Origin of the sequence: Alloacidobacterium dinghuense, assembly GCF_014274465.1 — a bacterium.
GTDB lineage: Bacteria > Acidobacteriota > Terriglobia > Terriglobales > Acidobacteriaceae > Alloacidobacterium > Alloacidobacterium dinghuense.
In genome coordinates, this window is record NZ_CP060394.1 from 4,976,198 (window position 1) to 4,996,593 (window position 20,396).

The window sequence follows — 20,396 nt, forward strand, 5'->3', positions numbered from 1 at the left end:
CCCTGGGTAAAAGAGGGCAACATGGCAAAGACCATCGGCGTTGTGATGACAGAAGCCATCCGGTCAGGCTTCGTTGAAGATCACAAGATCAAGGGCAGCACGCGCAGATTCCCCGAAAGCATGGACGAATCGACTGGGCTCATTGAAGTGCCTGCCGATGCCCTTTGTGAAAGCATATGCGATGAAATCAAAGCCCTCGTTCCCAATGGCACGGAGGTCGACGCCATCGGCGTCGCCATGCCCGGCATCATCCGCAATGGAACTGTCGAAGACTCGCCCAACCTGCCGCAACTGAAGGGCGCACGCGTCGCCGACGCTGTGCAGACTGGACTCAAAGCACGCGGCATCGAGAATCGTGTCAGCGTCTTCAATGACGCCGACGCAGCGGCCGCGGGGCTCGCCGCAACACGCGGTCAGCTCGACCGCCTGATTCGCGTCTGGACGATTGGCAACGGTATCGGCTTCGGGCGCTATCCGGACGCCGGAGGACCCTGGGAAGGCGGCCACTCGATCGTTTCCCTCGATCCGAAGGAGAACTACTGCGGATGCGGCGGACGGGGCCATCTTGAAGGCATCATGGGTCACCGCGCGATGCGCCTGCGCTTTCTCGATATGGAGCCGGACGAGGTTTTTGCCGCTGCGAAGAAGGGCGACAAGCGCTGCCTGGAATTTGTCGAGCGCTACCATCGCGCGCTGGCCGCAGCAACGGCGACGCAGATTCATCTGGAAGGCCCAGGCAAGTTTTACTTCACCGGACGCGACATCCAGCGGCTGGATATCACGCGACTGAAGCAATACCTCTACGAGATGGTGAAGATGAGCCCGCTGCAAAGCTACACACTGGAACTCCTGCCCGAAGATCCGACGATCAGCATTATCGGCGCGGGAACGGCAGCAGAGCAGGCATTAAAACCCTGCTGACGTAGCTTAAGTTGACTGGCAAAGTCTGCGTTTTTCAGGCGCGGATCTCTTCCAGTTCTACGGCCTTTGTTTCGTTGTCCAGCGAAACCCGCATAAGAGCGGCGACGAAGAAAATAGCCAGGACCAGACAGAGTACCGGCAGTGGGCGCATCAGCAGAATCGTCACGAGCGCGCCCTTGCCTGCTGCCAGATGGACCACGCGCGTTTCCAGTAAGTGCAGATAGCTGTGCGAGGTCATCAGCGTTGCCAGCGTCATCAGCGCGAGGCCCGCTGTTCCCCATACGCGGCGCTGCTGCCACAGCATCGCCACAGCAGGAAATGCGAGCAGCAGAAGCCTTGTGTCATATTGGCGGTGATAGATCGGCAGGATCGAGATCGCGGCCAGTCCGGCCAGGGCAAGGAGGTGCTTGCTCTCGCTGGCAGGAATTCGCCATGTGGCATAGAGCCATACACCCAGCAGGATGGTGGTTATCAGATACGCCGCGAAGGCCGCTTGATGCGGATGGAAGAACTCTCCGGTAACAGACTGCAGGCTCGCGATGTTAAACGCCTCCGGGTTTGCGGGCGTGGGATCGCCCACATTGCCTGAAGAGGTGTTGCCGGCCAGATTCGCCTGAAGCTCGGGGAGCCAGTTGCGCGAAGCAGGCTGCGTTGCGGCCCAGATGATTCCGATACAGCTCAGCAGGGCCGTTACCAGAACCACCCGCCAGAATTTCGCCCGGTATTGTTTCCCGGCGATGAGCAGATAACAGACGAGCAATCCGGCAACGTGCGGCTTGAGCGTAAGGCTGAGAGCAAGGCAAAGGATTCCCAACCAGGCACAGCGCTCACGGAGAAAACACCAAAGCCCGATAATGGCCAGCGAGATGACGATGCCGGAGACCTGTCCGAGCATGATGAGAATTGCGCTGGTGGCGACAAAAACAGCCAACAGCAGAACCACCGGAAAGGAACGGTACGGACGGCAGAGATCTGAGATGAGCAAAGCTGCCAGGGAAAAACTCACGCCGCACAGCAGGAGCCACAGGAAATGCGCGACCGGATACGGGAGAATGGCAATCGGCGCGAGGACAGCAAGCGAGGAAGGAGGATAGAGGGCAGAGTCTGGAGCGAAGACCTTTGGGTCCTGCTGTAGATTTCCGCCAGCGGCTACGAATTGTGCCGCGGTCTCTGCCTCACTGTATGGATCGCAGCCAAAGAGCAGGCAGCGGGCGCTTGCGTAGGGCTGCTTGAAATCGTGCGCGTGGAGAACGCGAGCTTCATTGTGCAGACCGAGGGAAATGAACGTCAGGCAGGCCAGACAAACAATAAGAAAAGAACATCGATTCACGGTCATCGAGAAGTGTCTCGCAATAGCATCCCGGGGTCTGTGAGCGCAATAGCCGCAAGGGCAAAACGCCACGCGAATTCAGTCATGCGTAATGCATCGGGATATTCAAGCTGGATTAAACTCAGATGATAGTATCACCCGCATCAACAACGCTTCCCGTAAGGATGAGGAGGCGGTACCCGAACCTGGAACCCCGGTTTCACTTCAGGTTTAGCGCTCTTTGTGCGCTGGAATTCGTTCAATAAGGGCACAATTTGAATCGAAAGACTATTGCTGTCGTTTTTCTCTGCTCGCTTGTTTCTATTTCCTGCTTCGCAGCGTTCGGGTATTCCCACTACGGCGGGACGGACTATCAGTACCATCTCTCGTCGTGGCTCGACTACACTGCTGCATGGAAGAGCGGTGTTGCGTATCCGGCCTGGTCTGCCGCCGCGAATCTCGGATTGGGAGAACCGCGCTTCTATTTTTATCCACCCATTTCATTCTGGTTCGGCTCAGTTCTGAGCCTGCTGTTGCCCCTGAAACTTGTGCCTGCGGTCTTTGTCTGGCTCTCGTTCTGTCTTGCAGGCTTCTCGATGTATCTGTTGAGCGGGTTGTTTCTTCCACCGCGCGGCCGTCTGCAAGTTTCCGCTTTGTATTGCGTTAGCTACTACCTGCTCATCACCGCCAGCAAGCGCTTTGCCCTGGCGGAGCTGCTGGCAAACGCATTCCTTCCTGTCGTCTGCTACTTTTTTGTCAAGATACTGGTGAAACAGCGGCGCAGCGCCTGCATCGGATTGGCCATTGCCATGGCGCTCGCATGGCAAACAGATGTGCCAGCAGCTATGAACTTTGCCTACACGCTGTTCATCGCTTCCTGCATCTATTGCCTTCAAACGCGACGAGTCCGGCCGTTTCTCTTGCACATCGGCGCACAAGTGCTGTCCCTGGCGTTGAGCGGCTGGTATTTTGTGCCAGCTTACATGGCAACGAAATACATGAGCTCGACTTCATCTCTGCCGTATGACTTCCGCCCGCTCTTCGTGCGCACGGCAACTGCCTTTCTCGATGAGACACTCTCGGCTTTTGCCGTAATCGCAGCTGCGCTTCTCATTTTCTGCCTCGCCTCTTTGCGAAAATCTGAAGAAGACACAGATGGCGTTCGCTTGCTGATCTATCTCGGCCTGGTCGCGTTCTTCTTTCAGCTTCCTTTCACGCGATTGCTGTGGGAGCATCTGCCGGGCTTGCGGATCGTTGGATTTCCCTTCCGCTTTCAGACTTTCTTTTACGTAGCCCTGCCGATCGCAGTCTTTTCTCTCAAGCAGGCCAGAACGCTGCGCACTTTCGTCTTCGTTCTCAGCGGCACCTTTGCCGCATTCCCGTTCTGCACCTGTCTGTATTGGGCACACGCACATGGTTCGTTCAAGCCCATGAGCGAGTACGTCCGCTCCCTCGACGGCGGAAGCATGGGCATGACGGAGTACGTTCCCAAAGGCACGGGCGCGGTTGTGGTGCGCACGCCGGATCAGCAGCCTCGAGTTGGGCAGGTCTCATCGTCCGACCCCGGCTGTTCGGCTGACGTCAAAAGCTGGCTGCCGGAAGACCGCGAGATCGACACGACGGCGCAGACGCCGTGCACCTATCAGCTACGGCTGTATTACTTCCCCTTCTGGCATCTCACCATAGATGGAAAGCCGCTGGCCGCATCTTTCGGCAAAACGGGATTGCTGAATTTTTCCGTGCCTGCGGGCGCGCACCATGTCTCGGCTCGTTTTGTGAGACCCGTGGAGCCGCAGCTTTTAGGAGAAGCCATCTCCTTCGTCACATTGCTGTTTCTGGCCACGCTCTATCGACACGAAAAGCACAACAACAGAAAGATGACTCCAGTGATGGCTCTTTCAAACTAGCGATAGCTGCGCTGATAGGTGCGCGTGATACGGTCGTGCCATCCAAGGTGGTCTTCGTCGAAGAATGACCATAGGAAGCCAAGGCCCAACGGCATTGCCGAAAGCAGCAGTGCGCCAACCCGATATCGCATCGCCTTGCGGGCCGGGTTTTCGTCCTCAAAGGTGCAGAGCGCGATCCTGGCGTAGCGCATGCCCGGTGTTGCGTCGAGATACGAGAAAAACAGCCACTGATAGAGCACGAAGAGGCCGAACAGGACGCCACCCGCGCCAGCCAGCGCGGCCCTTCCCATTGGCGGATGCGCCGTGCAGGCGACAAATACCAGCACAAAGAGCAGGAAGGCCACCATCACCAGCGACACGTCCACAATGCCAGCCATGATGCGGTCTCCAATGGAAGCCACTTGCAACGGCAGTTCGAAGAGCGGGGCCAGCTTCCGATGGTCTCCGCTCGCAGTTTCCTCAGGCGCGTAAAACTCTTCGCGCGGCTTGGCATCGAGACGAATCGAATGCCACTCGGGCAGCACAGCGGTCGATACCGGCTCTTTGGAAATCGTCTCCGCCTCCACTTCGAAGATGCGCAATTGCGATCCATCAGGCGCGGCCTCTTCGCGCAGCGGTCCCTCGGCCAGTCGCGGACGCGCCTTGCGCGTAGCAATCAGTTCGCGCGGAAACTCAATCAGCTTGGCAGGCAGCGGCTGCGTGGGGATTACCGTTGCTTCCTCAAACGGGTCGACAATCTCGCTGATCGGGGGGCGGCGCGTTTCCGCAATAGGCTCGATCCTGATTGGCTCCGAGGCGGAGGGACTGACCATCACGGGAGCCGTCGGGAACTGCTGGTCCATTTCAAGGCCCGCAAGAACGGCCTGCGCTGCAGCGTGCGCCTGCACGGCTGCTTCAGCCGCGGCCTCGGCGGCGCGTGCTGCAGCCGCCTGTGCTGCCAGGATTTCACTATACGTCGGCGCCTTGGCATAGCGCTCGGCTACGCGCGCAGCCACGCTCGTTGCCTGCGATTGATTGCGCTGGGCCGTGTTTTCTGAACCGGATTCGAAGCCGGGCAGCGACGACTGACCGTCCGGAGTTCGCGTGCGCCGGGTGCGATGCGCAGCCAAGCGGGCGTTCACTTCGTCTTTCCATGAAGCGGGTGCGCTGGCAGAGTCAAATTGCAACTTTGAGGTCGATGAACTCAATGGAGTACTCCGTATTTCTATGGATGCTGGTCCGTCCATGCCGGAACGGGCGCATCCTATCTGCTTTCCCAGTACAAATCCCAGTACAAATTGAGGACCGGAGGCAGCGGAGACACGCACAGCTCGCCCATCGAATCATCTCCGACAGTGGCGAGCCATCGAGTTGTCGTACACCAGAGCAGCGGCGCTTTCCCCTCTTCAAGGCAGCTCCTAAATCGTTTGCTGGAGCTTTGTTATGCTGAGATTTCAACCCCGACGCACAAGTACGGTGCGCCGGGGGTCTCGGACATTGCCCCTCGTGATGAGAGCCCGCATCTTTTTATGTATCACGCTGCTCTACCTGTGTCATCCGCAGCTTTGGCCGCAGGCAGTAACGAAGCAGTTTCCTCCGGCCGCAGGGGCTCAGCCCACCGGCACGGACTCACTCCCTGACGATCCCAGTGCGTCTTCTGAGATACCCGTAGCAAAGGTTATCCCCGCGCCGCCAACCGGTGTTCCGGTCGAAATTCGCGCCGATACGCAGCGTGAGATCAACAATGTCTATACGCTGACGGGAAATGTCGTTATCTACTACCGCACGTACGTAGTGCAAGCCGACAAGATTACCTACAACCGTGATACAGGCGACGTAGCAGCGGAAGGGCATCTGATCGTCGACGGCAGCCCGGACAACGAGCACATTACGGCAACGCACGGCGAGATGAATCTCGACCAGGACACCGCGCATTTTTACGATGTGGTTGGAACACTCGGAGTCGCGACCGTTGGGCCACATAGCCGCATGGTGTTCACTTCGCCTAATCCCTTTGCTATCACCGGGCGCGAGGTCATCAAGCTCGGCACCGGGCGTTACCGGGTTATCGACGGGACCATGACGTCCTGCCGCCTGCCGAAGCCGGATTGGCGTCTACTTTCTAAGCAGATCAACATGGCAGATGGGAAGGCCAGCGCGCGTAATACATGGTTCGAGCTGATGAGCATGCCCCTGTTCTACCTGCCTTACGTGACGCACCCGGTAGACGGAGAGACGCGCACGGCTGGCATCCTGCTGCCAATTGTAGGTAACAGCACGACCAAAGGACTGATTCTGGGCGAGGAAATCTATTTCCCACTCAGCCGCAATTCTGATCTCACGATTGGCACGGAATATTTCTCCAAACGTGGCTACTCGCCGATGGGAATGTTCCGCTATCGCGGCTTTGGCGAGGATTTCTTCAACGTTCGCTTCCATGCCTTGTTTGATCGATTGCCCGCGGCTGAAAATCAGGGTGGCACAGATCTGCTGGTCGACGGGCGCCGGGACTGGGGCCAGCACACACGCGCCGTGGTGGATGCTGAATACCTCAGCTCATACGCTTACCGGCAGGCGTTTGAAGAGAACTACGCTATCGCCATCAACTCTGAGGTCAAGTCTCAGTTTTTCGGAGCCCATGCACTGAACGGCTTTGCTGAAAATCTCCGCTTCGACCGCTATCAGAGCTTTCAGAACAACACCACCAACGCCGAAATCCGCATTCTGCACCTGCCTGCCCTGCAACTTGAAGGCGAGGACCACTACCTTGGTAAAACGCCGTGGATGTGGGGTGGCATCGCTTCGGTTGCGGTGCTATCCCGCGCCGAACCGGAGAACGATCTGAACACAGCGACGTTCAGGACGCGAGGCGTTCCTCGCGTCGATTTCCATCCGCATCTCGCGATGCCATTTTCGCTGGATGGCTGGACTTTCAGACCTGAAGTCGCGGTGCGTGATACGTTCTACGGCAGAAGCCAGAATCCGGCGCAGCTTGGCGTTGTGCCCAGCGTCCGCGATGCGAGCGTGAATCGCAAGGACTTTGAAGCAGGCATTGACCTTCGTCCGCCCGCCATCGAACGCGACTTCACGGCTCCGTGGCTGCTGCATCTGTTTGGCGGCGACCTGCGCCACACTGTCGAACCGGACGTTCAGTATCACTACGTTTCCGGCATCGACAACTTCGATTCGATCCTGCGCTTCGACGACGTAGACATCGCAAGCGACACCAGTGAACTCGACTATTCATTGACGCAGCGGCTGTTCCTGCGACATCTCCATCCGCACCCCTGCAAGGGCGACGAAGCGCTTGGCCCGGACGATCTATGCGGTGGGGGAACGGTCGACTGGCTGTCCTGGCAAGTGGCGCAGAAATACTTCTTCAACACAGATTTCGGCGGCGCGGTCACGACCGGTACCCGCAATGTGCTGACAACTACGCTGGACTTGACGGGCGTGGCGTTCCTTACGGGGCCGCGCACTTTTTCTCCGGTCATTTCGCGGTTCAACATGCGCACGTCGTCGGCGACGAATGTGCAATGGGACCTGGACTACGACCCGCGCCTGGGACGTATCACCGCCAGCAACGTATATGCGGAATACAAAAAAGGCGACTACGCCTTTTCCGTGGGTGACTTCCACTTGAACGCGCCCGAAGCGCCACCTACAGCTCAGACTCCGCAGACAGCCGTCACAAACGCTACGTCAAATTACAACCAGCTGCGCTTTTCTGCGAGCTATGGCGCGTCGACCAAGGCTGGCCTCAGCGCGGGAACAAGCATCGGCTATGACTTTGTACAGAACCAGCTGCAATACGGCGCTGGGCAGGCCGGCTACAACTGGGATTGCTGCGGACTGAGCTTTGAAGTGCGCCGCTATTCACTCGGAACAGTTCGTGACGACACGCAGTACCTCTACAGCTTCACGCTCGCTGGAGTGGGATCGGCTGGCAGTCTGCGCCGCGCGGCGCGTATCTTCTAAGCGTGGACGCAAAAACACATTGGGAGACGGTTCACGGAGCAGAGTCGCCAAGTGCGGTCAGCTGGTACCGTCCCCATCTGGAAACATCGCTTTCGCTCATTGAGCGTGCCGGTGCCGGGTTTTCCGCGTCCATCCTTGACGTTGGCGGAGGCCAATCCACCCTCATCGATGACCTGCTCGTGCAGGGATACCGGAATCTGAGTGTCCTCGACATTTCTTCCGCTGCCCTTGAAGGCGCAAGGAAACGACTCGGCGCAAATGCCGGTCGCATTGAGTGGATCACTGCCGACGTAACGCAGGCCGAGCTTCCTCCGCACGCCTATGACATCTGGCACGATCGCGCGGTCTTTCACTTTCTTACGTCGGAAGCCGACCGCGCAGCGTATATCCGGCAGGCAATCCATGCGCTGAAGCCCGGCGGTCACGTGATCCTCGCCACGTTCGCCCTGAGTGGACCCGCACGGTGCAGCGGCCTCGAAGTCGTCCGCTACTCGTCTCAATCTCTGGCGCAACAACTCGGCGAAAGTTTTCGTCTGATCGAAAGCACTGAGGAACTACACGAGACTCCGACCGGCGCTGTCCAGCCGTTCGTCTATAGCCGCTTTCAAGCGGTGTAAACACACCACTACTCCCCTAAATGAGATAATCGAAAGATAGATTTCTCCCACCGGAGAAAGGTGGTTTTCTTGTTTCGAACTCGGTTTTTTTTCGGCTGCCTCCTTGCTATTTTGGCAGTCGGGTGCAGGGCACAGGATAGCCCGCCGGGCAGCACCAAGCTCGATCGCCGCATTGAAATTCTGGTGCGCTCACAGCTCAACGTCCCGCAGGACTGGCTTGTCACCGTAGGCGCTCGCACCAAGAGCGACATCGCGGGATTCGACGCTGTGCCGATTACCTTTACCTCGTCCTCTGATCCCACGAAGAAACAGACGCTGAATTTTCTCATCTCCAAGGATGGCAACACGCTCGCTCGCCTCTCGAAATGGGACATAAGCAAGGATCCCGCCGACCTGGTTTCAGCCGACAGCCGCCCCATGCGCGGCAATCCGCAGGCCAAAGTAACGATCATTAACTTTGACGATCTCGAGTGCCCATACTGCGCGCGCATGCACGCGCAGCTCTTTCCCGATACGCTCGACCGCTACAAAGACCAGGTCAGGATCGTTTATAAGGACTTCCCGCTGATCGAAATTCATCCCTGGGCGCTGCATGCGTCGATTGACGCCAACTGCCTCGCCTCGCAAAGCCCGAACGCTTACTGGAACTACGTCGACTATCTGCACACGCATGGTGAAGATGTAAGCGGCCCGCAGCGCGATCCGGTAAAGTCGGCAGCGACACTCGATAAGCTCGCGCGTGACGAAGGCCAACGCAGCAAGCTTGATAGCGGAAAGCTCGATGCCTGCCTCACCAAGCAGGACGACTCCGGAGTGCGCGCGGCGATGAAGGAAGGCGATGCGCTGGGCGTCGATGGCACGCCAACACTCTTCATCAATGGCGAGCGGCTCTCGGGAGCGCTACCGGAATCGCAGGTTTGGCTGGCGATTGATCGCGCTTTGAAGGCAGAAGGCATCACGCCTCCGCAACAGCCGAATCCGCCGTCACAGACCAGCGGCACAACAAAGAGTCCGGGTGGCAGGTAGCGATTTTCCGGCGATGAACGGCGAGATTATTTTGAATAAACTGGCGAGCGCGACCGTCGCGCTCCCGAGGAGACAACGGTTGCAACCCTCATTGAACAGCAACTCCCTGTATCTGGCATTAAAGTTTCCCCAGAAGATGGCTTTCATCGGAGTGGCTGCCTTGTGCTTAGTCGGCGTCGCCGGCTGCCGCCGCACGCATGGTCCGGAGGTTATGGCGACCGTGAACGGCAAGCCGATCATGCGCTCCGAAGTGGAGCAGCTCTACCAGAGCAATCTCGGAGATTCACAGCAGCAGCCTTCGAAAGAGCAGGGCGACATCGTACGGCTCAACGTCATCCGTCAGCTCATCGATGAAGAGATCCTGATGGAGCGTGCTGCGAAGCTGAATCTGACGGCAACGGATGAAGACGTCGAGAACCAGATCAATGAGCTCAAAGCGCCGTATACGCAGGAAGAGTTCAACAAGCGTCTCACGGACAAGCATCTCACGCTGGACGACCTGAAGCGCCAGATTCGCCGCTCGAAGACCGAGGACAAACTTCTCAACAAGGAAATCAACTCGAAGATCAATATCACCGATGCGGATATCGCGGCGTATTACAACGCGCACAAAGCCGAGTTCAACCTGATTGAGCCCATGTATCATCTTGCGCAGATCATGGTGACTTCGATCCCGCTGCCGCCACAGCAGCAGAGCATCAACCTGCAGAACAGCAAGGCCACCAACGACGCCGACGCGAAGAAGAAAATTGAAACACTGCACAATCGCCTGGAGAGCGGTGAGGACTTCGGCCTGCTCGCGCAGAATTTCTCCGAGCGCCCGGACACGTCTTCAAACGGCGGCGACATGGGCTTCGTGCCTGAATCGCAGCTGCACGCCAGCCCCGATGTCTACAACGCAATCGGCAAGATCAAGCCCGGCCAGATCACAGAGATTATGCCCGTCTTCGACAACCAGCATAAGCAGGTCGGCTATCAGATTCTCAAGCTGATCGATAAGCAGGCAGCAGGACAGCGTGAGCTGAATGACCCGCGCGTGCAGCAGACGATTCGCGGTCAGCTGCGTGATGCGCGTTCGCAATTGCTCCGCAATGCGTATCTGGAAATGCTGCGCGATGAGGCCCGCGTAGAAAACTTCTTCGCCGAAGAGATTTTCAAGAACGGCGCCCAATAACCCCGTGGCGGAAGGATTCCGTCGGCTGATGTCAAAGAATCGAGTAGAGCTATGATCCGATACGGCATCCTTGGCTTCGGCCACCACGCAAGAAAACGCCTCATGCCTGCGTTTGCCGGAGCACAGGTTGCCGGCATGTGGCGGCGCGACCCAACGAAGGCGCGTGCCGACGCTCGTGAGTTCCACATCCCTCATGTTTTCGACACAGCCGAAGAGCTCTGTGCGTCTCCGGAGATCGACGCGGTCTTCGTCGTCTCGCCTGACGCTCTGCACCTGCCGCACGTTCTGCTTGCGGCGCAGCATGGCAAAGCCGTACTGTGCGAAAAGCCGCTGGGCATGAATGCCGCGGAAGTCGAGCAAATGCTCTTTGCCACGCGCGCCGCGGGCGTTGTCTTTGGTGTCGCGCAGAACATGCGCTACAACCAGAGCGCGCAGATCATCCGTGAATGGATCGCCGAAGGCCGCATCGGCCAGCCGTTGCTCGCACACTCGCAGTTCTGCTACGACGCCGAAAAGAGTCCGCGCGAATGGATCTATGATCCATCGCTTGCCACAGGTGGACCCATCGGCGACGTCGCCATTCATTGCCTCGATGCTTTGCGCTTTGTCATGGCAACGGACATCACCGAAGTAAGCACGCTGGCGCGCAAAGATGCCCTGTCCGGCGCCGTCGAATCACACGCCGTCGTGAACATGGGCTTCGGCAATGGAGCGATGGGAGCGGTGACGGTAACGACGCGAGGCTCTTACCGATCGCTGATTGAAATAACGGGCGAAACCGGCGTCATACTTTGCGAAAACGGCATGACCGTCGAACACCCTGTCGATGTCGTCCTCTATCGCCAGGATAAAGTCGCAGCACACCAGCGCGTTTCAAACGGCGATGCCTACACGCGGATGATCGATGCATTCGCTGCTGCTGTGGAAGGTCGCGGAGAATACCTCGCGACAGGCGAAGATGGATTGCACAACCAGCGCGTGCTCGATGCAGCCTACAAGAGCTGGCATACAGGCACAAAACAAAGCGTGGAATAAGAGTATTTCGCAGCAAGACAGAAAGAGGCGGAGCGCCATGCAAACGCTCCGCCTCTTCTTTTAGAAGGAAAAGGTGATCTGTCCGGTGACTGTGCGCGGCGTCACATAATGGGTGCCGCTGAAGGTGGAGAGGAAGTTGTAGAGCGCGTATTTGTTGGTCACGTTGACAGCCGTAATGCGTGCGCCCCACCGGAAGCGATCGCCATTGAAAATGTTGTCTTCTCCGGCGGACATATCGAAAAGGCTGCGCGGCTGAATGCGTGGTGGATTCTTGTCGTCATTCTCCGTCCCCGGCGCGGGAATCTTCACCAGGGTGGAAGTCAGACCATTCGCATCGCATTGTGTAAACCCTGATGTTGGCGTTGCCCGCACGCCATCGCAGGCGAGTCCAGCCTGAAACTGTTGGTCAGGAGTAAGGCCGCTCAGCAGGATTCCCGGCTGTCCGTTCGGTAGTGTGATCGACGTTGGACCGCAACCGCTGTTCGGATCGGTCACGTTATAGCAGGGCACCGATCCTGCAACCAGACCGCTGTCATACCGCCAATTGAAGCCGAACCAGGTGCTCTTGCGAAACGGCAGCTGGTACTGGATATGCGTGGTCTGATTGAAACGCTCGTCGTGATCGATGCGGAATGGATAACCGCTCTGTCCCACGGTCGCACCGGCTCCGCCGTTCTGCGGCGGGAAGAAGCGTGCCGCCACCGACGACATGACCACAAACGCGCTGATGCCGTGATTGGCGGGCATATCCGCGCGCAGGGTGAAGCCCGGGATCTTGGAGTTATGCCAGCTGATGGGGAAGGTGATCGGTGTGTTTCCGAGCACGCTGAAGTCCCATGAGCCGTGCGTGTACTTCCAGATGTAGTCGCCGCTTATGACGAGAAATTTGCCAAATGCCTGTTGCAGTCCGGCATGAAACTCATTGCGGAAACCCGGCGGCAAGCTGCTCGATACTCCGGGCGTGCAGAGAAGCAGAGGTGAAAGCACGGGATTGACGCATCCCTCGCTCGACAGGATCAGATTTTCATTGAAAGGAGTTTCAAGCGTTCTTGCATAGGAGATGCGCAGCACCGTATTCGTCGGCTTGATGCTGTATGCAACTCCAAGACGAGGTTCCGCCTGGCTTGCGGTGGTCAGCCCGTTGTACAGATCGCCGCGAATACCGAGGTTGAAGAGCCAGTGTCCGACCGTGAGCTGATCTTCCAGATACATCGCGAGTTCTTTCACATCCGCGTGACCGAGGAAGTTGTAGAGGCTCCCCGCGCGCGTCAGGTCATACGGCAACAGGACAGGATTGAACGGCGTCGCCGTGACATTTGGATTCGACCCGTTGTTCGGAAAGAGCCCGGCGGCAGCGCATTGCGAAGGGTCGGTAAAGCCACTCACCGGATTCCCATTTGCATCCACACAGGGCGCGTTGAATGTCGGGTTGACGATACCGAGCGCATCATTCTCGTGAAGGAAGGTCTGTTGATAGGCCGCGCCTGCCTTGAAATTTTGGATACCCTTCACGTAGGAAATATCTCCATGCACGCCGGCGTTGAGCAACGTGCGCCTTTGACCGATGCTCTCTTGTTGAATCGGCCCGAGATCGGCCAACGGATCGCTGCTCGGAAAGTAGTTATATGCGTCCTTCCTGACAAACGCGCCGAGATTAAGGACTGAGTATTGGCTGACCAATCGCGTGTACGTCGGTGAAATGTTGTAGGTTTCGATCTTGGATTTCTGATCGGTTTCGCCCAGGCTGTTGCCGAACTGGTCCAGAACATTCAGGTTGTCATACGCGTTTGGCGTCTGAAACCACGAGCGGCTGTAGGCCAGGTTGAGATGCAGCGAATCCTTTTGCGTAAGTTGATAGTCCACCCGATCAAAGATGTTCTGTTCGTTTCCCTTGTCATGGAAAACAAAAAACTCCGGCGGATCGAGGAAGCGGCTCGTCTTCATTCCGCTAGCAGCAATAAAGTTTCCCCAGTTCGTGCCACCATAGCCCAGGTCGAATCCAGCGGTGGCGGAGCCAAAGTTCCCATAGGACGTGTAGATGCTGCCGGTCGGCTTGGTCATCCCCTGCCCCGAGCGCGTCGTAACCTTGATTACCAGACTGGTCTTGTCGCCATATTCAGCGGGCGGAGCGCCGTCGATGACTTCCAATGACTGAATCGACTCCTCGGGAATCTGATTGGAAAAAACCTTGCTCTGCTGGTCGGTGATTGCCTGACCGTCCACATTGAACGAATTCGAGGCATGGTCGCCAAGGCCGTGGAACAGACCGTTCGAGTCTGCCGCGACGCCCGGCGATGACAGCGTCACCAGCGAGCTCACAGATGACGATGCACTCTCGACCGGCAGCTTATCAATCAGGTCACGATCGATGTCGGTGTGCATGGTCGAATCATTTTCGACCAGGTCTTCGCCACCGGTAACAACAACCGTGTTTGTCGCGGTTCCGACCGCGAGGCTGACATTCGCAGCAACAGGCACAACGGAAACAACATCCACATCCTGCGCAGCGTTGTTGAAGCCGTTCATTGTAACCGTCAGGTGATACGGATTGAAAGGCACGTTGGGAAACTGGAAGCGTCCCTGTTTGTCTGTCTTGACCGTGCGCTCGTACTGGCTGACGACGTTGTGAAGAGCGACCGTGGCGCCGGGGACAACTGCGCCGCTGGGGTCAGTAACTGTACCGTTGATCGTACCCGAGTTGCCGGTAGACTGCGCGAAGAGTGCGCTCGATAAAAAGGCAATACCGCAGATCCCGAGGGATGCGGAAACGATGCGACGTAAAAACGTGCGCATAAATAAAGACCTCCGAAGAACTTGTTATGTGGCCCGGATGAAACGCTGAATTAAGCAGCGATCGGAGACACGGGCGGAGGCCGATTTGCGAGTTTGTGGAGAAATTTCTGGCGGGGCCGTTCTAAAGGCTTTTCTGCGGCAACGCGCCATACGGGATGGATCGCTACGGCTACCGTGATCAGAGAAACCGTCTGCACCACGTGGTGCGCCGTGTTACACAGCGAGCAGCCTTCGTGATCTACCTGTCCGATGGGATGCGCGTGCACGACCTGAACGAAGCCAGCCAGAAGGACAAGGGCGACGCAGAAGATTGCGAGCGAAGCCGCCCACGACCGCTGAAATCGCTTTTTGTCCATGAAAACACGCACGTTAGCTTGACTATAAAGCACAATTACCCGAATCGCAAAACGCCTTCGGGCTGCATCCGCACGTAAATCCGCATGAAAAGCGGGAGTAATTGTCAGATAATGCGGGCCTTCCGGCTCACGTGGGTGAGGTTTCTCTATGGAATGAATTTTGATCGCCGCAAAAGAGATGGCTTATGCGAAAAGCTTATTCGATAACTGCAAGCACGTCCCCGGCGGCAACCGTTTCACCGGCCTCAACCCGGAGTTGAACTACTTTGCCCGCCTTTGGCGATTTCAATTCGTTCTGCATCTTCATTGCCTCGATCACTACGATGCCCTGATGTGCTTCGACCATATCGCCGACGTTGGCCAGCAGGCGGACGACGCGGCCCGGCATCGGTGCACTCACAGGCTTAGGGCCTTCCGCGCCGCCATGTCTGCTGCGGCGCGACTTCAAAGAACGCGGATCATCAAGCCGATACGGCAGGCGCTTGCCGCCCATGTGGAGCACTGTGCCTTCGGGGCTCTCTTCAAGCACGCAGCGATAGGATTTTCCGTCGATGTGCAGCGAGAGCACGCCGGGACGAAGCATTTCCGCACTCACGCTGAGTTCCGGCTCGCCATCGATGCTTGCGTGATATTGTCCATCCTCGCCCTGCGTCAGTTCGATCTGCCGCAACTCGCCGCCCATCTCAATCTGGAGCATCATGCGCGCAGCCCCTCGCGTCGCGCCGCACTCTTCCAACCGCTCACGTCTGCCTTCCCGTTATCGGAGTTCGTGCGACTCCCATTCGTTCCGTTGCCATTTGCCGGCCGCATGCTTTCGAAGACGGCGGCTGCGATGAGCGCCGCATGATGCGAATCGGTCCCAGCTTCACGATGCATGCCATTCGCAAGAAGCAGCCGGTCAAGATAACCAGTGTCGATGCGCGCCGCCTGGAAATCGGCATCGTTGAGGATGCGGCGGAAGAGACCGAGGTTCGAACGGATGCCCCCGATCACATATTCGTCAAGGGCGCGCAATAAGCGCGCAATACACGCTTCGCGCGTCGGCGCATAGGCGATCAGTTTCGAAAGCATCGGGTCGTAGTCGAGCGGCACCACCCAGCCTTCGTAAATTCCAGAATCTTCGCGAATGCCCGGCCCTCCCGGCTGCAGAAGGCGGGTGATCTTTCCCGGTGAAGGGAAAAAGCCGTTCTCGGGATCTTCGGCGTAGAGGCGACATTCGATCGCATGTCCACGCAGGCGAATCTCTTCCTGCTTGAATGGCAGCGGCTCTCCCTGCACAATACGAATCTGCAGATGCACTAGATCGAGCCCGGTCACGAGTTCTGTGACCGGATGCTCCACCTGAAGACGCGTATTCATTTCGAGGAAATAAAAATTGCGAGCTTCATCAACCAGGAATTCCACCGTGCCTGCATTCGTGTATCCCGCCGACTTGGCAAGCTGCACCGCAGCCTCGCCCATGCGCCGGCGCAGATCCTCGTCCACAATTGCAGACGGAGCTTCTTCGATCACTTTCTGATGGCGTCGTTGCACGGAGCATTCACGCTCGCCGAGTGAGACGCAGTTGCCATGCTCATCGGCCAGCACCTGTATCTCGATGTGCCGTGGTCGCTCGATGAGCTTTTCAAGATAAACCTCGCCCGAACCGAAGGACCGTTCAGCCTCACTGGAGGCCGAACTGAAAGCATCGCGCAGTTCGTTCTTTGAGAGAACCGCGCGCATGCCTTTGCCTCCGCCCCCCGCTGCTGCCTTAAGCATTACGGGATAGCCAATCTCCTCAGCAACGGCATACGCTTCGTCGAGCGAAGGCAGCCCCTTCACAGAGCCGGGCGTGCGCGGCATGCCCGTGGCATCCGCTGCCTGGCGGGCACGTGTCTTTGAGCCCAGCGCACGCATCGCGTTCGCCGGCGGTCCGATAAATTTGATGCCTGCGTTTTCGCAAGCTTCGGCAAAGCTGGCGTTTTCGGAGAGAAACCCATAACCCGGATGAATTGCCTGCGCTCCCGATTTCCTGGCGACATCAAGGATCAAGTCACCGCGCAGATATGACTCCGTCGCAGGAGCAGGCCCCAGGCGATACGCTTCATCCGCTTCGAGGACATGCAGAGCGGCGCGGTCAACATCGGAGTAGACAGCGACGGTCGCGATCCCAAGTTCGCGACACGCCCGTAGAATACGAAGCGCGATTTCGCCGCGATTGGCGATCAGAATTTTACGAATGGCTGGTTGAGGATTCGACACGGCAACACAGGATTTTAGATGGAAAAGCCTCCGCATGACCGGAGGCCTTCCCGTTGAACGCTTACAAGCTTACTTTGAATTGTCCAAAACAACGCCGCCCGGCACCTGAGCGTTCTTCTTCTCTTCGTTTGCCTTGCGCGTGCCCATGGCCTTATCACGCCATTGTCCGGCCTGATCCAGGTCTTCCTTGCGGGCCTGATCGTTGCCACATTCCAGCGTAGCCTTCTGGCGGTACATGAGGTTCATATAGGCCATGGCGTCGTCATAGGTTGGCCGAATATCCAGAGCCTTCTGCAAATACTGCAAGCCTTCGTTGACGATAGTCGTGTTCTGGTCTACCAGCTTCTTGCACACATCCTTCGGCATCTTCGGATTGCCGTCGCCGCCATCCTGCATGCCGACGCCCGTGAGAGCCGTGACAGCATTCTTGTGCGCTACGCCCCAGTCAATCACGCCGATCGTATACGCCGCCTCTGCATCTTGCGGATCAACGGCGAGCACCTTCTGCTGCCACTCCTTGGCTTTGTCGAACTCGTCGATCTGGAAGTAAAGGCCGGCAATCCCCTTGAGACTGCCGACGTCCTTGGGATCCTTATCGAGAACTTCCTGAAACCCTTGAACGGCCATGTTCGCATTCTTCAGATTTTCGGGTGTCTTCAAATCGGGAACAACCTGCTGCGCATATGCCGTCGCGAGATACAAACGCGCCATAGGTAAGCTGGGATCGAGATTCACCGCTTGCTGAAAATGGCCAATTGCCTCTTCATATCTGGCATTTTTGTAGGACGCGACGCCCTTGTTCAACTGATCGCGAGCCTTGAGGCGGCTGCACCCGGTCACCATGGTCAGCATCGCCAGGAACGCGGCCGCCAATACCGGAAAACGTGCGATTCGGTTCATTCTGTCTCTTATCTCCTTTGATCGCATGATCGCCAGCTTACGCCCAACACAGCAAAAGCAGCATCTCGGATTCTTGTGAGTCTACTCTTTCAGAATAGGCTTTCTCAAAATTTTTTCGATCCGCACGGCCTTAACGCAGGCACATGAATTCTACTCTTGCTCCGAACCGCGTACAGCTTTGGGATGCATCGAAAAGTCTCTGCGCAGTGATTGTAATTGGTTTCTGCCGTATGACAAGTCTATGTTCGGCAGGCATCTAATGCTGAGCATGACTGGGAGAGCCGCACGCCAGCGGGGAAAAGGCGAGCCTTATTGGCCCGCCTCAATCTTCGGGGTGATCAGACCGATGTGGTCTACGCCAACTGCGTGGGCAATGTCTACCACTTCCGCTACTGACGTGAAATTCAGATCCGGATCGCCCTTGATGAACATCACCTTTTCGGCGCGTGCTGCATAAATCGCGTCGAGCCGGGTGCGCAAATCAGTCTTGGCCACATCATCCTGATTGATCTTGTAAGACGGAGCACCACCGTGGGCCGCGAGAATCGAGACGACGATGGTGCGGTCATTCGGCTGCTCCTGTTGCGGATTCTTCGGGGGCTGAGGAACAAGTGCGTCCAGGCCCTTCGGCGTCACCGGCACGATGACCATGAAGATGATCAGCAGCACGAGCATGACATCGATCAGAGGGGTAATGTTGATATCGGCATTCAGTCCGCCTGGACCACTGCCACTTCCCATTGCCATAAGTCAGTTCCTCATTTCTCCTATGCGTTGCGAACTATTCTCCGCCAGCAGCGGGAGGCGGCGTTTCACGTCCCTGACGCTGTTCGGTCAGCAGTCCGACTTCCTCCACGCCGGTCGTGCGCACGGCATCGATCGCATCCATCACCGTGCCATAGTGGGCGCGCGCGTCGGCACGGAAATAAACCATTTTGTTCGTCTTGTTCTGCAGCATGTCGGCGACCTTCGGACCCAGATCCGCAAGGGAAACCTTGTCCTGCCCGAGGAAGATCTGACTGTCGCGGGTAACAGCGACTACGACAGCATCTTCGTGGTCAGCGTCCGGCATTGCTGTCGGATTGTCCGTCTGCGCCAATTCCACGTTCACCTTGTTCTGCAGCATGGGGGTGATGACCATAAAGATGATCAGCAGCACCAGCATGACGTCACACATCGGGGTGACGTTAATGTTCGCATTGACCTTCTTGCCTTCGTCCCGTTTTACGATTGCCATTCCTGTACTCCCCCCTGATTCGGGTACGGATCCATTTTCCGACCGGGCTTTCAGATCGGGCTTCCTTCAGGCCGCGTGTTCATCTTCAAAACCGCCCCGGAGCGGGGCCTTTAATTGGCCCCGCTCCAGCGCGCAAGATTCTCGCCACCGAGTGCGTTTCCGCCGTTTAGCGGCGGCCGCCCTGCTTCAGGAAGTAATCGATCAGTTCGCTTGAGGAGTTGTCCATCTCGACGTCAAACGCTTCTACCTTGTTGGTGAAGTAGTTGAACGTCATAACAGCGGGGATGGCAACCAGCAGACCCATGGCGGTGGTAACCAGGGCTTCCGAAATACCGCCGGCGACCGCGCCGATGCCCGAAGTCTTCTGCGTGGCGATCTGACGGAATGCGTTCAGAATACCGACGACCGTTCCGAACAGCCCGATAAACGGAGCCGTCGAGCCAATCGTGGCAAGACCGCCAAGACCGCGTTTCAGTTTCGCGTGGACAATGGCTTCCGCCCGCTCCAGCGCGCGCTTTGAAGACTCGATCTGGTCCTCGGACACCGCGCCGCCGCTTCCATAGTTGCGGAACTCCTGGAGCCCGGCAGTCACTACTTCAGCCAGGTGCGACTTCTTGTTGCGGTCAGCGACCTTTACCGCCTCATCCAGCTTGCCTTCCTTCAGGGCGCCGGCAACGCGCGGAGCGAATTCACGCGACTGCTTGCGGGCAGCGTTGAAATAAAGCCAGCGATCGATCATGACGGCCAGCGACCAGATCGACATGATGAACAGAATGATGACGACAGCCTTGGCCAGATAGCCCATGTTGTTCCACAGATCGAGCGGGCTGAAACCCACTGTCTGCTCCTGGAAAAAGGCCAACGAAGTCGGATGAATTGCTTGTGTGAGATGAGCGAGAATCACTTGGATCTTTCCTCCTGAG

17 protein-coding genes are annotated in these 20,396 nt (G+C 57.5%); 7 read left to right on the plus strand and 10 right to left on the minus strand.

From position 1 onward, the window contains the following. The first annotated feature begins 21 nt into the window (after window positions 1-21). Window positions 22-921, plus strand: a complete 900-nt coding sequence (locus H7849_RS20730; RefSeq protein WP_186742133.1) for an ROK family protein — start codon at window positions 22-24, stop codon at window positions 919-921. A gap of 34 nt (window positions 922-955) precedes the next feature. Here H7849_RS20730 and H7849_RS20735 read toward each other — a convergent pair whose 3' ends face one another. Beyond that, entirely contained in the window at window positions 956-2,257 is a 1,302-nt protein-coding gene (locus H7849_RS20735; RefSeq protein ID WP_186742134.1) for a glycosyltransferase family 87 protein, read from the minus strand. Window positions 2,258-2,505: 248 nt separating this feature from the next. Between H7849_RS20735 and H7849_RS20740 the strand changes: the two genes are divergently transcribed. Beyond that, window positions 2,506-4,137, plus strand: coding sequence for a glycosyltransferase family protein (locus H7849_RS20740; protein ID WP_186742136.1), 1,632 nt, complete (start codon window positions 2,506-2,508; stop codon window positions 4,135-4,137). On the opposite strand, the gene H7849_RS20745 is transcribed toward H7849_RS20740, so the two are convergent. Further along, on the minus strand, window positions 4,134-5,324 hold the full coding sequence (locus H7849_RS20745) for an RDD family protein (protein WP_186742137.1): 1,191 nt from the start codon (window positions 5,322-5,324) through the stop codon (window positions 4,134-4,136). The genes H7849_RS20740 and H7849_RS20745 overlap by 4 nt on opposite strands. Before the next feature lie 301 nt (window positions 5,325-5,625). Between H7849_RS20745 and H7849_RS20750 the strand changes: the two genes are divergently transcribed. The 5 genes from H7849_RS20750 to H7849_RS20770 are packed head-to-tail and all read left to right on the plus strand — an operon-like array spanning window position 5,626 to window position 11,946. Next, entirely contained in the window at window positions 5,626-8,094 is a 2,469-nt protein-coding gene (locus H7849_RS20750) for an LPS-assembly protein LptD (RefSeq protein WP_186742138.1), read from the plus strand. A gap of 2 nt (window positions 8,095-8,096) precedes the next feature. After that, a complete protein-coding gene (locus H7849_RS20755) occupies window positions 8,097-8,711 on the plus strand; it encodes a class I SAM-dependent methyltransferase (RefSeq protein WP_186742139.1) in 615 nt (204 codons plus the stop codon). Between the two features lie 60 nt (window positions 8,712-8,771). Beyond that, complete coding sequence (locus H7849_RS20760; RefSeq protein ID WP_432756507.1) at window positions 8,772-9,737, plus strand: DsbA family protein; 966 nt, start codon at window positions 8,772-8,774, stop codon at window positions 9,735-9,737. Continuing rightward, window positions 9,727-10,911, plus strand: coding sequence for a SurA N-terminal domain-containing protein (locus H7849_RS20765; protein ID WP_251106383.1), 1,185 nt, complete (start codon window positions 9,727-9,729; stop codon window positions 10,909-10,911). The genes H7849_RS20760 and H7849_RS20765 overlap by 11 nt, the downstream gene beginning before the upstream one ends. A gap of 51 nt (window positions 10,912-10,962) precedes the next feature. Continuing rightward, complete coding sequence (locus tag H7849_RS20770) at window positions 10,963-11,946, plus strand: Gfo/Idh/MocA family protein (protein ID WP_186742142.1); 984 nt, start codon at window positions 10,963-10,965, stop codon at window positions 11,944-11,946. A 60-nt stretch (window positions 11,947-12,006) separates the two neighbouring features. On the opposite strand, the gene H7849_RS20775 is transcribed toward H7849_RS20770, so the two are convergent. The 8 genes from H7849_RS20775 to H7849_RS20810 all read right to left on the minus strand — a co-directional run bounded on the left by H7849_RS20775 (window position 12,007) and on the right by H7849_RS20810 (window position 20,377). Further along, window positions 12,007-14,739: a TonB-dependent receptor gene (locus H7849_RS20775; protein WP_186742143.1), complete on the minus strand. Its 2,733-nt coding sequence runs from the start codon at window positions 14,737-14,739 to the stop codon at window positions 12,007-12,009. A gap of 50 nt (window positions 14,740-14,789) precedes the next feature. After that, window positions 14,790-15,095 carry a hypothetical protein gene (locus H7849_RS20780; protein ID WP_186742145.1) on the minus strand — a complete coding sequence of 102 codons (306 nt, stop codon included), beginning with the start codon at window positions 15,093-15,095 and terminating at the stop codon, window positions 14,790-14,792. Window positions 15,096-15,291: 196 nt separating this feature from the next. Further along, window positions 15,292-15,795, minus strand: a complete 504-nt coding sequence (locus tag H7849_RS20785) for an acyl-CoA carboxylase biotin carboxyl carrier protein subunit (RefSeq protein WP_186742147.1) — start codon at window positions 15,793-15,795, stop codon at window positions 15,292-15,294. Beyond that, the gene (accC, locus tag H7849_RS20790; protein WP_186742149.1) at window positions 15,792-17,372 is read right to left on the minus strand and encodes an acetyl-CoA carboxylase biotin carboxylase subunit; all 1,581 of its coding nucleotides are present in this window, start codon (window positions 17,370-17,372) and stop codon (window positions 15,792-15,794) included. The genes H7849_RS20785 and accC overlap by 4 nt, the downstream gene beginning before the upstream one ends. 33 nt (window positions 17,373-17,405) lie before the next feature. Next, a complete protein-coding gene (locus H7849_RS20795) occupies window positions 17,406-18,236 on the minus strand; it encodes a tetratricopeptide repeat protein (RefSeq protein ID WP_186742151.1) in 831 nt (276 codons plus the stop codon). 309 nt (window positions 18,237-18,545) lie between these two features. Then, complete coding sequence (locus H7849_RS20800) at window positions 18,546-18,983, minus strand: ExbD/TolR family protein (protein ID WP_186742152.1); 438 nt, start codon at window positions 18,981-18,983, stop codon at window positions 18,546-18,548. Window positions 18,984-19,017: 34 nt separating this feature from the next. Further along, entirely contained in the window at window positions 19,018-19,473 is a 456-nt protein-coding gene (locus H7849_RS20805) for an ExbD/TolR family protein (RefSeq protein WP_186742154.1), read from the minus strand. 166 nt (window positions 19,474-19,639) lie between these two features. Continuing rightward, window positions 19,640-20,377 carry a MotA/TolQ/ExbB proton channel family protein gene (locus H7849_RS20810; RefSeq protein WP_186742156.1) on the minus strand — a complete coding sequence of 246 codons (738 nt, stop codon included), beginning with the start codon at window positions 20,375-20,377 and terminating at the stop codon, window positions 19,640-19,642. Between the last annotated feature and the right edge of the window lie 19 nt (window positions 20,378-20,396).